Source organism: Streptomyces scopuliridis, from assembly GCF_042790125.1.
In the GTDB taxonomy this organism is placed as follows: Bacteria; Actinomycetota; Actinomycetes; order Streptomycetales; family Streptomycetaceae; genus Streptomyces; species Streptomyces scopuliridis_A.
Map to the genome: position 1 here is coordinate 218,453 of NZ_JBHTZS010000007.1, position 14,984 is coordinate 233,436.

Here is a 14,984-nt window from a genome sequence, read left to right on the forward strand (position 1 = left end):
CTAGCTCTTCTTCTCCAGCTGGTTGGCCCAGAGCTTCGGGTCGTCCACGTTCTCCTTGGTCACCAGCGGCGCGGGGAGCTGGTCCTCGAAGCCGTTCGGGATCTTGATGATGGTGGAGTCGTGGTCGGTCGGGCCGGCCTTGGGCGTGGTGCCCGCGAGCGCCTGCTTCGCCCAGTACAGCGCGTACTTGGCGTACAGGTCGGCCGGCTGGGAGACCGTGGCGTCGATCTTCCCCTCCCGGATCGCGTCCAGCTCCTCGGGGATGCCGTCATTGGAGATGATCGTGATGTGCCCCGCCTCGCCGGGCGCCTTGAGCAGTTTCTTCTGCTCCAGCAGGGCCAGGGTCGGCTGGAGGAAGACGCCGCCCGCCTGCATGTAGATGCCGTTGATGTCGGGGTGGGCGGCCAGGGTCGACTGGAGCTTCGCCGAGGCCACATCGCCCTTCCACTCGGTGGCCAGCTCGAAGACCGTGATACCGGGGTACTTCTGGTCCATGCAGGACTTGAACGCCTCGGAACGGTCACGGCCGTTGATGGAGGAGAGGTCGCCCTGGAACTCGACGACCTTGCCCTTGCCCTTGAGCTGCTCGCCCAGGTACGTACAGGCCTTCTCGCCGTACGCGCGGTTGTCGGCCCGTACGACCATGTAGACATCGCCCTTGTCGGGCCGGGTGTCGACGCTGATGACGGGGATCTTCTTCTCGCTCAGCGTCTGGAGCGTCTCGGCGATCGCACCGGTGTCCTGCGGTGCCATGACGACGGCCTTGGCGCCCTGGTCGGTGAAGACCTGGACATTGGAGACGAGCTTGCCGATGTCGTTCTGCGAGTTGGTCAGGGAGAGCGCGTCGACCTCACCGTCCTTGACGCCCTGCTCGACGTACTGCTGATAGGAGTTCCAGAAGTCGCTGTCGCTGCGCGGCAGGTCGATACCGACCTTGCCGCCGCCGGCCGCGTCGCTGCCCTGGTCGCGGTTGCAGCCCGCCAGGGCGGTCACGGCCAGGAGCACGGCGCAGGCCGAGGCGCTCGTCGTACGGAGTCTGCGGAGTGGGGGGCGCCCCACGGGGTGTCGCTGCATGGTGTGTCCCGTCCTTTGTCCCTCATACAGGCGTGAGTACGGCTCGGCTCAGGTGGCGGGGCGCAGGCGCAGGCCCTGCATTCCGCCGTCGACCGCGAGCGCCGTGCCGGTGACGGCGGCGGCGGCCGGGCAGGCGAGATAGGCGACGGCGGCGGCGACCTCGTCCGCGCCGACCAGCCGTCCCGTGGGCTGGCGCGCTTCGAGGGCGGCGCGTTCGGCCGCGGGGTCCTGGGCCCGGTCGAGCAGTCGGCCGACCCAGGGCGTATCGGCGGTACCGGGGTTGACGCAGTTGACGCGGATGCCCTCGCGGACATGGTCGGCGGCCATCGCCAGGGTCAGCGAGAGGACCGCGCCCTTGCTGGCGCTGTACAGGGCGCGCTGGGGCAGCCCCGCGGTCGCGGCGATGGAGCAGGTCTGGGTGATGGAGACGCAGCCGGGCCGCTCGGCTGCCGAGCGGCGCAGATGGGGCAGGGCGTGCCGGGCGGTGCGGACCATGCCGAGGACATTGATGTCGAGGACCCGCAGCCACTCCTCGTCGGGGTTGTCCACGACGGTGCCGATGGCGCCGATCCCCGCGTTGGAGACGACCGTGTGCAGCCCGCCGAACTCCTCGGCCGCCGCGTCCACGGCCGTCCGTACCGCCGTGTCGTCGGTGACATCGGCGGTGAGGGCCAGCGTTCCTGCGGGCGCTCCGGCGCAGTCGCGGTCCATGACGGCGACCCTGGCGCCGCGCGCGAGCAGCAGCGTCGCAACGGCCGCCCCGATCCCCGAGGCGCCGCCGGTCACCAGCGCGCCGAGCCCTTCGAAATCCCGTATCTGTGCTGCCTCGGCGACGGTCATGCGCCGGCCTCCTCGGTGGTGCGACGGGCCTGCCAGACGGGCCCGTCGGGGTAGCTGTGCGCGGCGATGGACTCGGGGAGCATCCGGGCGGAGAAGCCAGGTGCGCTCGGTGCCCGATAGCGTGCGGAGACGACCACCGCCGGGTCGGCGAAGTGCTCGTGGAGATGGTCGACGTACTCGATGACCCGGCCCTCCAGGCTGCCGGAGACGGCGATGTAGTCGAACATCGAGAGATGCTGGACGAGTTCGCAGAGCCCGACCCCGCCCGCGTGCGGGCAGACGGGCACGCCGAACTTGGCCGCGAGCAGCAGGATCGCCAGATTCTCGTTGACGCCGGCGACCCGGGCCGCGTCGATCTGGACGTAGTCGACGGCGCCGGCCTGGAGCAGTTGCTTGAAGACCACCCGGTTGGCGACATGCTCGCCGGTGGCCACCTTGACCGGCTGGCCGGCCCGGATCGCGGCGTGGCCGAGGATGTCGTCGGGGCTGGTCGGCTCCTCGATCCAGTGCGGTTCGTACGGCGCGAGGGCCGACAGCCGGCGCAGCGCCTCGGCCACGTCCCAGCGCTGGTTGGCGTCGACGGCGATCCGGATGTCGGGACCGACGGCGGCGCGGGCCAGCTTCATCCGGCGGATGTCGTCGTCCAGATCGCCGCCGACCTTCAGCTTGATCTGTTCGAAGCCGTCGGCGACCGCCTGCTCGGCGAGCGTCACCAGCTTGGCGTCGTCGTAGCCGAGCCAGCCGGGCGAGGTGGTGTACGCGGGGTAACCCTCGGCCCGCAGCCGGGCGGTGCGCTCGGCGCGCCCCGGCTCCGCGGCGCGCAGGATGTCGAGCGCCTCGTCCGGGGTGAGGGCGTCGGTCAGATAGCGGAAGTCGACGAGCGAGACGATCTCTTCCGGCGTCATCCCGGCGAGGAACTCCCAGACGGGTCTGCCCGCGCTCCTGGCCGCGAGATCCCAGGCCGCGTTGATGACGGCGCCCGCAGCCATGTGCATCACGCCCTTCTCCGGGCCGAGCCAGCGCAGTTGCGAGTCATGGGTCAGCTCGGTGGAGAGCGCGGCGAGATCGGCCGGGGTGCGGGGGGCCGGGCGCCCGACGACATAGGGACGCAGCGCCCCGATGGCCGCCGCGGTGACGTCATTGCCGCGCCCGATGGTGAAGCTGAAGCCATGCCCTTCCGCGCCGTCGTCGGTACGCAGGACCACATAGGCGGCCGAGTAATCGGGATCCGGGTTCATGGCGTCGGAGCCGTCGAGCTGTTCCGAGGTGGGAAAGCGGATGTCGTGAACCTCGAATCCCGTGACGGTCTGACTCATACACGCCCCTTGAGAAGAACATCGGATCTCTTTTGGTCATCCGATGTATAGCGTCGTGGGCGGCCGAACGTCCAGGGCCGGGACGAAAAATACGATCACAGCTCGGATGAATCGTTGATGCGGGATCGCGGTCTTCTCGGCTATGCCCCGGTACGGCGAAGTTCACCCGGCCGTGCGCGGGCTGCGGACGGGCAGGGGTGAAGCCGTAAGGTTGGTGCGTACGAGAGGGAACTTCGGAAGGAGGCACTGGGTGATCGAGCTCGACGGGGTTCCCGAGCTGGTCGACCCGGTCATGGTGGCCGCGTTCGAGGGCTGGAACGACGCGGGCGACGCGGCCTCCACCGCGGTGGCGCATCTGGACCGGGAGTGGAAGGGCGAGGTGTTCGCGGCGCTGGACGCCGAGGACTACTACGACTTCCAGGTCAACCGGCCCACGGTCTATATGGAGGGCGGCCTGCGGAAGATCACCTGGCCGACCACCCGGCTCTCCGTGGTGCGGGTCGGCGGTGAGAAGCCCCGGGATCTGGTGCTGGTCCGCGGGATCGAGCCGTCCATGCGCTGGCGCTCGTTCTGCAACGAGCTGCTGGGCTTCGCCCATGAGCTGGGCGTGGAGATGGTGGTCATCCTGGGCGCGCTGCTCGGCGACACCCCGCACACCCGGCCGGTGCCGGTCAGCGGGGTCACCTCCGACACGGACCTGGCCAGGACGATGGACCTGGAGGAGACCCGGTACGAGGGGCCGACCGGCATCGTCGGCATCCTCCAGGAGGCCTGTACGCACGCGGGGGTGCCCGCGGTGAGTCTGTGGGCCGCCGTGCCGCACTACGTCTCGCAGCCGCCCAACCCGAAGGCCACGCTGGCACTGCTCAACCGGCTGGAGGACCTCATCGGTCTCCGTATCCCGCAGGGTGAACTGGCCGAGGACGCACGGGCCTGGCAGCTGGGGGTGGACCAACTGGCCGCCGAGGACAGCGAGGTGGCGGAGTACGTGCAGTCGCTGGAGGAGGCGCGGGACACCGCGGAGCTTCCCGAGGCGTCCGGCGAGGCCATCGCCCGGGAGTTCGAGCGGTATCTGCGGCGGCGTGACGGCGATCCCGGCCAGGGTCCGGGAAGCCATGCGTCGGAGAGCGGTGAGGGCCCGCCCTATCTGCGCGACACGCCGGGTGGCCGGCGCCGCCCGCAGAAACCGCCGCGCGGCGGCCCGGACACGGGCAAGGGGCCCGGACCCGAGCGGGGCTCAGGCCCCCTGCCGGGCGCCGGTCCTGACGGGGACACAGGCCCCGAGGACGACGACGGTCCGGCCGGTCCGGCTGAGGACTGAGCGGGTCTCAGGCGGCTCTCAGGGAAGACAGGGACATACGGGAGCGGGGCGGCGCCTACCTGGCACCGCCCCGCTCCCGTGACCAACGACTACAGCGCGACGCCGAGCAGCGCGTCGACCGCGCGGGACACCACTCCGGGCGCGCCCTCGTCCGTTCCGCCCGTGGTCTCCTGGAGCGCCGCCCAGCGGTCGACGGCCGTGAGCGCCGCGGGGGCGTCCAGATCGTCCGCCAGCGCCTCACGGATCTCGTCCACCACCGCCTCGGCCGAGGGCCCGTCGGGCCGCGACACCGCGGCCCGCCAGCGCGCCAGCCGCGCCACGGCGTCCTGGAGCACCTGGTCGGTCCACTCCCAGTCGGAGCGGTAGTGGTGCGCGAGGAGCGCGAGCCGGATCGCCGCCGGGTCCACGCCCTCGCGGCGCAGCGTCGAGACGAAGACCAGATTGCCCTTGGACTTGGACATCTTCTCGCCGTCCAGGGCGACCATTCCGGCGTGCACATAGGCCCGGGCGAACGGGAATTCGCCGGTCAGCGCCTGCGCGTGCGAGGCGCCCATCTCATGGTGCGGGAAGGCCAGATCGCTGCCGCCGCCCTGGACGTCGAAGCCCATGCCCAGATGGTCCAGGGCGATGGCGACGCACTCGATGTGCCAGCCGGGCCGGCCGCGGCCCAGACTGCCCCCGTCCCAGCTCGGCTCGCCCGGACGCGCGGCCAGCCAGAGGATCGGGTCGAGGGGGTTCTTCTTGCCGGGCCGGTCGGGGTCGCCGCCGCGCTCGGCGGAGAGCAGCCGCATCGTTTCGGCGTCGAGGCGTGAGACCTCACCGAAGTGCGGATCGGCCTCGACCGAGAAGTAGACGTCACCGTCCAGCTCGTACGCCGCCCCCGCGTCGCGCAGCCGCTCCACCAGCGGCACGATGCCCGGTATCGCCTCCACGGCGCCGATGTAGTGCTGGGGCGGCAGCATCCGAAGGGCGGTCATGTCCTCCCGGAAGAGCGCCGTCTCGCGCTCCGCGAGCCCGACCCAGTCCTCTCCGTCGCGCTGTGCCCGCTCCAGCAGCGGATCGTCGACATCGGTCACGTTCTGGACGTAGTGAACCTGCCGCTTGGTGTCGAGCCACACGCGCTGAACGAGGTCGAACGCGTTGTAGGTCGCCGCGTGACCCATGTGGGTCGCGTCGTACGGCGTGATGCCGCAGACATAGATACGGGCGACGGGACCGGGCTCAAGGGTCACTCGGCCATCGGTCGCGGTGTCGTGAATCCTGAGGTCGCGGCCCTTGCCAGGCAGGGCGGGGACCTCGGAAGCGGGCCAGGCATGCATGTCACGAGCGTAACCGGATGGATGTTCCGCATACGAACCGGATGGGTGGTACTGGCCGGTTGGGCGCTCTTGCGTGATCCGCCGCGAGGTGCTCGGTGCCTCCCGGCTCATACCGCGCCCGAGGTCGTTCCGTCCCTGCCTGTGCCGGTCCCTGCCGTGGTCAGACCGGTGGCCAGGGGATCGCGGGCCACTGGCCGGACGGCTCCGGATGGCGGCCCGTGTGGCGGAGTTCACCCACACGCGACCTGATGGCGTCGGTCTCGGCCACGGTGAGCAGTTCGGCCAGCCGGGTGGCGAGGGGCGCGCCCTCCATCAGGGCCTCCTCCAGCCTGCCGAGCACCTCCAGCGTCTGCTCCGGCAGGGGCTCGCCCGCCCAGCCCCACAGCAGGGTGCGCAGCTTGTCCTCGACGTTGAAGGTGACGCCGTGGTCGATGGCGTACAGCCGGCCCTCGGGCGCGGGCAGCAGATGGCCGCCCTTGCGGTCGCCGTTGTTGATCACCGCGTCGAGCACGGCGAGGCGCCGCAGCCGCTCGTCGTCCGCGTGCACCAGCAGGGCGGTCTCGTCCTCGCCCACTTGTGCGAGACCGACCGTCTTCCAGCCCTCGCCCGGCTCCTCCTCCTCGACGAGGGCCAGCAGCGGCGCCGCGGCCCCGTCCGTGTCCGCCTCGATCCACAGCTGGCACATGCCCTCGCCGTAGGGACCGTCCCGCAGCACGGTCGGGGGCACCAGCCCCCAGCCGGTCGCCTCCGAGACCTCGTACGCCGCCACCTCGCGCTGGGCCAGCGTGCCGTCGGGGAAGTCCCACAGGGGCCGCTCGCCCGCGACGGGTTTGTAGACGCAGTGCGCCTCCTCGCCCTCGTACGAGACGGAGCAGTAGAGCACCGCGTTGGAGGCCTCGCGGATACGCCCGAGCACCTTCAGCTCGCCCTTGGCGAGGAGATCGACCGCCGTCACGCTCCGCGGCGGTATCCGTTCTGGCGCGGGCATACGTGTCCTTCCGGATCGAGCGGCAGGCTGCACAGCGGGCACGGCGGGCGGCCGGCGTTGACCACGTCCAGAGCGCGCTTGGCGAACGCCCTGGCCTGAACGCCGGTCAGCCGGACGCGGAGCATCGGCGGGCCGTTCTCCTCGTCCTGGAGCAGTCGCTCCTCGGCCTCGGCCAGGTCCTCGTCGGTATCGGCGTCCAGCTCGACGAGCGCCTGCGCCTCGACGATCATGCGCTGCTCGTCGCCGTCCCAGGCCAGCGCCATCGTGCCGACCCGGAACTCCTCCTCGACCGGAGCGTCGAGGGGCGCGGAGTCGGAGACGTCGGAGGGCGCCACGGCGGGTACGGGGGCATTGCCGCCGGTACGGCGTACGACCTCGTCGAGCAGTTCATCGATCCGCTCGGCGAGCGCGGCCACCTGGGTCTTCTCCAGGGCGACGCTGGTGACGCGCCCTGCGGCGGAAGCCTGCAGGAAGAACGTACGGCGTCCAGGCAGCCCGACCGTACCGGCCACGAAGCGGTCCGGCGGGTCGTAGAGGAACACCTGACGGGACACGTCCTGATCTCCCTTGGAAATCGTCGGTTACGGCACATCGGTCTTGGCAATGAGCCGGGAATCGCGATGGGCGGGCCGCGGGTCCCGGGTAGCCCTGGATCTCGCGGACGGCGCGTCCACCCTACTGCGCGGAGCGATCACGGTGCTCCCGCTCCGCCTCCCACGACGCCGCCGCCACCGCCGGTGTTCTCGCGCGGCGCGAGCCCGGTGAGATCGCCGGTGTCGCCGAGGCGCAGCACGAAGGGGCGCAGCCGGGTGTAGCGGACCGCCGTGACCGAGCAGGGGTCCACATGGATCCGCTGGAAGAGATCCAGATGCATGCCCAGGGCGTCCGCCACGAGCGCCTTGATGATGTCCCCGTGCGAGCACATCAGGAAGGCGGCGTCCTCGCCGTGCTCCTCCTCGACGCGCGCGTTCCACTCCCGTACGGCCTCCACAGCGCGTGCCTGCATCGCGCGCAACGACTCGCCCCCGGGGAAGACGGCGGCGGAGGGATGCTGCTGCACGACCGTCATCAGCGGCTCGTCGGCCAGTTCGGCGAGCTTGCGGCCGGACCAGTCGCCGTAGTGGCACTCCCCGATCCGGTCGTCGGTCTGGACCGCCAGCTCCGGCCGGGCGTCCAGCAGCGGCTGAAGGGTCTCCCGGCAGCGCTGCAACGGGCTGCTGACGACGGCGGCGATCGGCACCCGCGCCAGCCGCCCGGGAAGCGCCGCGGCCTGCTCGGCGCCGCGCTCGTCGAGGGCGACCCCCGGCGTCCAGCCCGCGAGCAGCCCCGCGGTGTTGGCGGTGGACCGTCCATGACGTACGAGGATCAACGTGGCCATGCCCGCCAGCGTAGGCGGTCGGTACGGCGGCGTCATGGGCCGGTACGTGCCCGAGGGATGCGGGCGGGAGGCGGAGGGGGAAGAATGCCCGCCGTGATCGTGGACTGTGCCATCTACCGCGACGGGCGCCGTACCGACGGCCCCGCCGACTTCTCCGACGCCCTCGCCGAGGCGCGCGCCACGGGCGACGCGTTCCTCTGGCTCGGGCTGCACGAGGCCACGGCTCACGAGTTCGCCCTTGTGAGCAGCGAGTTCGGGCTGCATCCGCTGGCCGTGGAGGACGCGCTCACCGCGCATCAGCGGCCCAAGCTGGAGATCTACGACGACTCGCTGTTCATGGTTCTCAAACCGGTGAGCTACGAGCCCAGGAACGACATCGTCTCCTCCGGTGAGCTGATGCTCTTCGTCGGCGACTCGTTCGTGGTGACGGTCCGGCACGGCGAGGGCGCTCCGCTGGCGGCCGTACGGCAGCGGCTCGAAGCGGAGCCCGAGGTCCTCAGGCACGGCCCCACAGCGGTGATGTACGCGGTCAGCGACGCGGTCGTGGACCACTACATCGAGGTGGCCGGGGAGCTCCAGATCGATCTGGAGGAGCTGGAGGAGGAGGTCTTCGCGCCGAACGGGGGCGACGGCGGATCCGGATCGTCCAGGCAGGGACCGGGGTCCGGACCGGGATCGGGGGCGTCGACGGCGGAGCGGATCTACACCTTCAAGCGGCAGGTGATGGAGTTCCGCCGGGCCACCGGCCCGCTGGCGGCGCCGATGGCCCGGCTGGCGGTCCCCGGGGTGCCGTTCGTCGACACGGGCTCGCAGCCGTTCTTCCGGGACGTCAACGACCATCTGCTGCACGCCAATGAGCAGGTGGAGGCGCTCGACCGGCTGCTCTCCGACATCCTGTCGGCGCATCTCGCGCAGATGGGGGTGCGGCAGAACGACGACATGCGGAAGATCTCGGCGTGGGCGGCCATGGCCGCCGTCCCCACGCTGGTCGCGGGGATCTACGGCATGAACTTCCGGCACATGCCGGAGCTGAGATATGTGTGGGCGTACCCGGCCGTGATCGCCTTCATGGTGGTCGTGGTCTTCGGGCTGCACCGGGCGTTCAAGCGTCGCGGCTGGCTCTGACCCGCCCGTACTTCGGGGTTTGGGAACGCGAGGACTCAGAAGGCAGGTGCGTTCAGAAGGCAGGTGCGGCGGTGGCGGACCCGCCGAGCGCGTCGCGCCGCTCCGGCATCGTGAGCGTGACCATCCGGCGCCAGCCGACGAGCCGTTCGTACGCGTAGATGGCGTGGATCCCCGCGACGAGCGCCGCCGACTTGGGCGCCGGCCAGCCCAGGATCCGGCCCATCCGCCCCATCACGGCGAGGCTCACCTGCCGGTAGATCCTGATCTCGGACAGGGCGCAGTGCCGCAGGGTGCGCTGGATCGTACGGCCGTGGCCCGCGCGGGCCAGCCGCAGCAACTCCTCGTGACAGTAGGCGAGATGGTTGTCCTCGTCATTGCTGATCATCTTGACGGCCTTGCCGACCTCGGGGTTGTCGCCGAAGTACCGGACGAGCATCACCATCTGGTCGGCGGCCCGCTGCTCGGTGATCCGGCTGTGCGAGAGATAGACGAGGATGTCCTCCTCGGTCAGCGGCTCGTCACGGCGCAGCTTCGTGTGGGTGAGCCCGATTCCCTGCCGCTCCAGCAGCATGGTGTAGTCGGTCTCGGCGGGCACCGCGACCGGCTGGAGACCGCGCTTCCTCAGAAGGGCGTTGAAGATACGCCCGTGCTTGTCCTCGTCCGCGCCGTGCCGGGCGATCTTCGGGGCGAGATCCCGCATGGACTCCGGCACCAGAGCGGCGATCCGGCCGTTCTCCCAGCCGCCCTGGGCCTCGCCGCTGGCCGCGATGGAGCAGAAGAGCCGGAAGGAACGGTCGTCGTCCAGGATTTCCTGGAACAGGCTTCGGGCCGAGAGCATCACTGCCACCTCCATACAGACATCCGCAGAAACCGAGTCAAATGGGGTGTGGGGTAACAGGCAACAGCTACGCCGGCCGGCTGAGCCGAATGAAGGAGCGCGAAGGGGGCCCCGGCGCGTAACCGAGCGGCCCCCGGACGCGTTGTCGTACATGACGGCCGTGGCGGGGAAGACCCCCCGAGCCCCCACCACGGCCGCAGACTTCCCTGATGGGCGCGCGGATCCGGTAGCCCGTTCGCGCTACGACACCAGCCCGGCGCGCTCCAGGGCTTCCGTGCCGACGCGGAGCGCGGCGATCCGCTCGTCGAGCGTGAAACCGGACGGGGCGAGGGTCAGCGTGGTGACACCGGCGGCGGCGTAGGCCCCCATCCGGTCGGCGATCCGCTCCATGGAGCCGAGCAGCGTGGTCGAGTCGATCAGCTCGTGCGGTACGGCCGCCGCCGCGCCGTTCTTGTCTCCGGCGAGGTACGCGTCCTGGATCTCGGCGGCCTCCTTCTCGTACCCCATGCGCCGCGCGAGCTGGTTGTAGAAGTTCTGCTCGCGGCTGCCCATCCCGCCCACGTAGAGCGCGGTGTACGGACGGAAGACATCGGCCAGCGCGTTGATGTCGTCGCCGACCGCGATCGGCACGGTGGGGCAGACATCGAAGCCGTCCATGGTCAGCCCGGCCTTCTCGCGGCCCGTCCGCAGATGGCGGATCGCCGTGTCCTCCAGGTGCTCGGCGGAGGGGAAGATCAGCAGCGCGCCGTCGGCGATCTCGCCTGTCTGCTCCAGGTTCTTGGGGCCGATCGCGGCGATGTAGAGCGGGATGTGCTCGCGCTCCGGATGCACCGTCAGCTTCAGCGGCTTGCCGGGGCCGCCGGGCAGCGGCAGCGTCCAGTGCTCGCCCTCGTACGACAGCCGCTCACGGGTCATGGCCCTGCGGACGATCTCCACGTACTCCCGGGTGCGGGCGAGGGGCTTGTCGAACTTCACCCCGTACCAGCCCTCGGAGACCTGCGGTCCCGAGACGCCGAGGCCGAGCCGGAACCGGCCGCCGGAGAGGGAGTCGAGGGTGGCGGCGGTCATGGCCGTCATCGCGGGCTGGCGCGCCGGGATCTGAAGAATCGCGGAGCCGACGTCGATGCTCTCGGTCTGCGCGGCGACCCAGCTCAGCACGGTCGGCGCGTCGGAGCCGTACGCCTCGGCGGCCCAGCAGACGTCATAGCCGAGCCGGTCGGCCTCCTGCGCGACGGCGAGGTTGTCGCCGTCCATCCCCGCGCCCCAGTATCCGAGGTTGATGCCGAGCCGCATAACCACTCCCTTACCGATGAGTAACGTCCCTGTGCCCGGGACTCTAGCGCGCGACAGGAGGATCCGTCAGGGGCGGGTTGTCCACAGGATCTCTCCGCGTGGGGCCGTGGCCAGTAATCTCAGCAGCCATGGAGCAGAGGCATCTCGGCCGAACCGGCCTGCGCGTGTCCAGAATCGGGCTCGGCACCCTGACCTGGGGACGGGACACCGACGAGCACGACGCCGCCGACCAGATGAAGGCCTTCTGGGAAGCGGGCGGAACGCTGATCGACACGGCGGACGTGTACGGCGGCGGGGAGGCCGAATATCTGCTCGGTCAACTCGTCGAACGGCTCGTTCCGCGGCGCGATCTGATCATCGCGACCAAGGCCGGAAGTGTGCCGGATCCCTACCGGCGCTTCGACGGTTCGCGCGGGCATCTGCTCGCGGCGCTGGACGCGTCCCTGGAGCGGCTCGGCACGGACTATGTGGATCTGTGGCAGATCCACGCCTTCGACACCGGCACCCCGCTGGAGGAGACGCTGCACGCGCTGGACATCGCGGTCACCAGCGGGCGGGCCAGATACGCGGGGGTGTCGAACTTCTGCGGCTGGCAGCTGGCCAAGGCCGCCACCTGGCAGCTGGCCTCGCCCGGGATACGGACCCGGCTGGCCAGCAGTCAGATGGAGTACTCGCTGCTCCAGCGCGGGGTGGAGCGGGAGGTGCTGCCGGCCGCGATCGATCTGGGAGTGGGGCTGCTGCCCTCGTCGCCGCTGGGGCGCGGGGTGCTCACCGGCAAGTACCGGCACACCACACCGCCCGACTCCCGGGGCGCCTCCGAGATGCTGGCCCCGTTCGTCGAGCCGTATCTGGACGAGGCGGCGAGCCGGATCGTGGACGCGGTCGCGACGGCGGCGGAGGGGCTTGCCACGACCCCGCTGGAAGTGGCGCTGGCGTGGGTTCGGGACCGCCCCGGGGTGGTGGCGCCGATCATCGGCGCGCGGAACGCGCAGCAGCTCACGGCCGCTCTGTCAGTGGAGAGCCTTAGTCTTCCTGACGAGATCTGCCAGGCGCTCGACGATGTGTCGGCGCCCGTGCACCGCTATCCCGACCAGGACTGGAGCACGCTGTGAGTACGGACCGCGACACCGCCGCAGGGGCGGCCGAGACCGCCGCTGAGCACGCCACGGCGGGTGGGCCCGACGCGGAAGCCGCTGCCGGGCCCGCGCCGGACTCCGTGGCGGACGCGCCGGACGGAGCGGGCGAGACCGCGGAGGACGAGACGGCCGAGGGTGCGGTGGCGGCGGGTGCGGTGGCGGAGACCCCCGCGGCCGAGGTGTCCGAGGCCGCGGCCGAGCTGGCCGCCCAGCGGGAGCTGCGGGAGCGGATCGAGCGGCGCAAGGCGGAGAAGGCCGGCCCCATCGCCGCCGGCACGAAACTGAGCGGGCAGGCCGCCGATCTGCTCGCCGCCGTACGGGCCGTGGAGAGCGGCGCGCCCGTGGACCGGTCCCTGCTGGGCCCGCGCGCGTCCGCCGCCCCCGAGCGCCCTCAGCCGTCTCCGCGCGCCGCTGAGCCCGCGCCGGTGCCCTCCTCGGAGCGCTCTTCGGCGCACCCGTCGGCACCGCGGACCGTTCCCGCCGAGGCGGTGTCCGCCGTACGGACCGTGCTGGCGGAGGGCGGTGCGCCGGAGGCGCTGGCGGGGCAGGTCGTCGCCGCGCTCGGGGAGCAGGCCGCGGAGGCGCTGCGCGAGGACCCGTGGCAGTTGCTGGCCGTTCCCGGGGTACGGCCCGAGCAGGCCGACGGGTTCGCGCGTGCCCTGCTCGGGGCGGCGTGCGGCCCCGGTGACGAACGGCGGGCCGCCGCGCTCGTCGGCTGGCTGCTGGAACGGGCCGCGCTCCAGGGGCACACGGCGCTGGAGGCCGCCTCCGTACGGGGCACGCTCGCCGAGCACGCGGTGCCCGACCCCCACGAGGCGGTGCGGCACGCGATCGCCGAGGGTGCGGTGCTGGTGTTCCAGGAGGGCGCGGAGGACAGCTTCGGAGGCGATTTCGAGGATGACTCCGATGACCACGCGGACGGTTCCGGAGCCGGCGCGGAGGCCGGCGAGGCCGCGGAGGGCGTGGAGCCGGCCCGCGGCACCGACACGGCCGAGGCGGGTCCGCCGGCCCCGGTGCTGCTGGGACTCGACCGGTACGCGCTCGCCGAGGAGAGCCTCGCCGACGGGCTCGCGCGGCTCGTCAGGACCGGGCCCGACGACTCCTGGGACGAGGCCGCGGCGGCGGCCCCGCGCGCGGCGGCGGAGCTGATCCGCGCCGTCGCCGGCCACGGGCTCGTCCTGCACACCGGCGGTGAGGCCGCGCGCGCCGAGCCGGTCGCCCTGGCCGGGGCCGCCCGTGCGCTCGGGATGCGGGCGGTCGTCGCGGTCCACAGCGAGAACGGCCGCGACCGGCTGGACGCGACGGCGGAGGCGGTCACCGTGGCCGGGCTGCTGGCGGGTACGGAAGGCCCCGGCCGGGACGCGGACGGCATGTTCGCGCTCGATCTGCTGATCGTGCTGGACGCTCCCCAACTCGATGTGGAGACGGCAGCGATGATCGTCGAGTCGCTGCCCGACGGCAGCCGGCTGGTCCTCGGCGGTGACCCCGGAGTGCTGTGGTCGGCGGGTGCGGGCCGGGTGTTCGCCGATCTGCTGGCCGCCCGGGTGTGCCCGCAGCTCGCCTCCCGTACCCCCGATCCGGGGCCGATCGGCGAGTTGGTCTCGGGCATCGGCATCGGTGAGCTGCAGCAGGTCGAGGCCCCCGGCAAGGAGGTCGTGATCGTTCCGGTGCGGGACGCTGGCGAGGCGGTGCACCGCACGGTGCAGCTGGTGGCCGAGTCGGTGCCGCGCGCCTTCGGGGTGGACGCCGGGCAGACACAGGTGATCACCGTGGGCCATGGCGGCTCGGCCGGCACCCGCGCCCTGAATACGGCGCTCAAGCAGCGGCTCAACCCCGGTCCCGGCCGGTTCGGCGGCTTCGATCCGGGCGACAGGGTCGCCTACGTACCGTCGCCCGGCAGGACGCTCCAGGGGGCGGTGGTCTCCGCGGACGCCGAGGGGCTGCGTCTCGACTGCGAGGGCGCGGAGGTCGTCGTGCCCAGGGACCGGGTCGAGTCGGCCGTACGGCACGGCTGGGCGCTCACCGCGCACCAGGCGGCGGGGATGCGCTGGCCCGCGGCGGTCGTGGTGCTCCCCGGCGATGCCGCGCGGGGGCTCAGCCGCCCATGGGTCTATACGGCCTTCGGCCGGGGCGACCGCCATCTGTCCGTGGTGCACGGCGTCGACCAGGCGCTTCCGCACGCCGTGACGGACATCCCGTCCCAGGAGCGGACGACCCGGCTGCGTCCGCTGATCGAGAGCCTGCTGGCCCCGGCGGCGCAGCCGGGCTGAGCGGACCCTGACGCCCGTACGGCCCGCGCCCCGGACACCACGTGCCGGGGGCGGGGCGGGGGGGGGGAGGCGGCCGGGTGCGCCCC

13 protein-coding genes are annotated in these 14,984 nt (G+C 71.8%); 4 read left to right on the plus strand and 9 right to left on the minus strand.

Translation table 11 applies throughout. The features are described from left to right. The 3 genes from ACFRKB_RS13935 to ACFRKB_RS13945 are packed head-to-tail and all read right to left on the minus strand — an operon-like array spanning position 1 to position 3,230. Positions 1 to 1,074: a sugar ABC transporter substrate-binding protein gene (locus ACFRKB_RS13935; protein WP_383105891.1), complete on the minus strand. Its 1,074-nt coding sequence runs from the start codon at positions 1,072 to 1,074 to the stop codon at positions 1 to 3. A gap of 48 nt (positions 1,075 to 1,122) precedes the next feature. Beyond that, complete coding sequence (locus tag ACFRKB_RS13940; RefSeq protein WP_383105893.1) at positions 1,123 to 1,914, minus strand: SDR family NAD(P)-dependent oxidoreductase; 792 nt, start codon at positions 1,912 to 1,914, stop codon at positions 1,123 to 1,125. Next, complete coding sequence (locus ACFRKB_RS13945) at positions 1,911 to 3,230, minus strand: enolase C-terminal domain-like protein (protein WP_383105894.1); 1,320 nt, start codon at positions 3,228 to 3,230, stop codon at positions 1,911 to 1,913. The genes ACFRKB_RS13940 and ACFRKB_RS13945 overlap by 4 nt, the downstream gene beginning before the upstream one ends. A 250-nt stretch (positions 3,231 to 3,480) precedes the next feature. On the opposite strand from ACFRKB_RS13945, the gene ACFRKB_RS13950 reads away from it, so the two are divergent. Continuing rightward, complete coding sequence (locus ACFRKB_RS13950) at positions 3,481 to 4,551, plus strand: PAC2 family protein (protein ID WP_383105896.1); 1,071 nt, start codon at positions 3,481 to 3,483, stop codon at positions 4,549 to 4,551. Positions 4,552 to 4,640: 89 nt separating this feature from the next. On the opposite strand, the gene mshC is transcribed toward ACFRKB_RS13950, so the two are convergent. The 4 genes from mshC to ACFRKB_RS13970 form a co-directional block, all read right to left on the minus strand. Further along, positions 4,641 to 5,870: a cysteine--1-D-myo-inosityl 2-amino-2-deoxy-alpha-D-glucopyranoside ligase gene (gene mshC / locus ACFRKB_RS13955; RefSeq protein ID WP_383105898.1), complete on the minus strand. Its 1,230-nt coding sequence runs from the start codon at positions 5,868 to 5,870 to the stop codon at positions 4,641 to 4,643. Between the two features lie 160 nt (positions 5,871 to 6,030). Then, on the minus strand, positions 6,031 to 6,858 hold the full coding sequence (locus ACFRKB_RS13960) for an SCO1664 family protein (protein WP_383105900.1): 828 nt from the start codon (positions 6,856 to 6,858) through the stop codon (positions 6,031 to 6,033). Continuing rightward, complete coding sequence (locus ACFRKB_RS13965; protein ID WP_383105902.1) at positions 6,822 to 7,412, minus strand: DUF3090 domain-containing protein; 591 nt, start codon at positions 7,410 to 7,412, stop codon at positions 6,822 to 6,824. Before ACFRKB_RS13965 ends, ACFRKB_RS13960 begins: the two co-directional genes overlap by 37 nt. Positions 7,413 to 7,549: 137 nt before the next feature. Then, complete coding sequence (locus tag ACFRKB_RS13970; RefSeq protein WP_383105904.1) at positions 7,550 to 8,236, minus strand: histidine phosphatase family protein; 687 nt, start codon at positions 8,234 to 8,236, stop codon at positions 7,550 to 7,552. An 84-nt stretch (positions 8,237 to 8,320) separates the two neighbouring features. Between ACFRKB_RS13970 and ACFRKB_RS13975 the strand changes: the two genes are divergently transcribed. Further along, entirely contained in the window at positions 8,321 to 9,361 is a 1,041-nt protein-coding gene (locus ACFRKB_RS13975) for a magnesium and cobalt transport protein CorA (protein WP_383105905.1), read from the plus strand. A gap of 52 nt (positions 9,362 to 9,413) precedes the next feature. Here ACFRKB_RS13975 and ACFRKB_RS13980 read toward each other — a convergent pair whose 3' ends face one another. Both ACFRKB_RS13980 and ACFRKB_RS13985 read right to left on the minus strand, forming a co-directional pair. Continuing rightward, positions 9,414 to 10,199: a ferritin-like domain-containing protein gene (locus ACFRKB_RS13980; protein ID WP_383105906.1), complete on the minus strand. Its 786-nt coding sequence runs from the start codon at positions 10,197 to 10,199 to the stop codon at positions 9,414 to 9,416. 240 nt (positions 10,200 to 10,439) lie between these two features. Then, entirely contained in the window at positions 10,440 to 11,492 is a 1,053-nt protein-coding gene (locus tag ACFRKB_RS13985; RefSeq protein WP_383105908.1) for an LLM class F420-dependent oxidoreductase, read from the minus strand. 128 nt (positions 11,493 to 11,620) lie between these two features. Between ACFRKB_RS13985 and ACFRKB_RS13990 the strand changes: the two genes are divergently transcribed. Both ACFRKB_RS13990 and ACFRKB_RS13995 read left to right on the plus strand, forming a co-directional pair. Further along, entirely contained in the window at positions 11,621 to 12,604 is a 984-nt protein-coding gene (locus ACFRKB_RS13990; protein WP_383105910.1) for an aldo/keto reductase, read from the plus strand. Beyond that, positions 12,589 to 14,898, plus strand: coding sequence for a helix-hairpin-helix domain-containing protein (locus ACFRKB_RS13995; RefSeq protein WP_463291734.1), 2,310 nt, complete (start codon positions 12,589 to 12,591; stop codon positions 14,896 to 14,898). Before ACFRKB_RS13990 ends, ACFRKB_RS13995 begins: the two co-directional genes overlap by 16 nt. Positions 14,899 to 14,984: the final 86 nt, after the last annotated feature.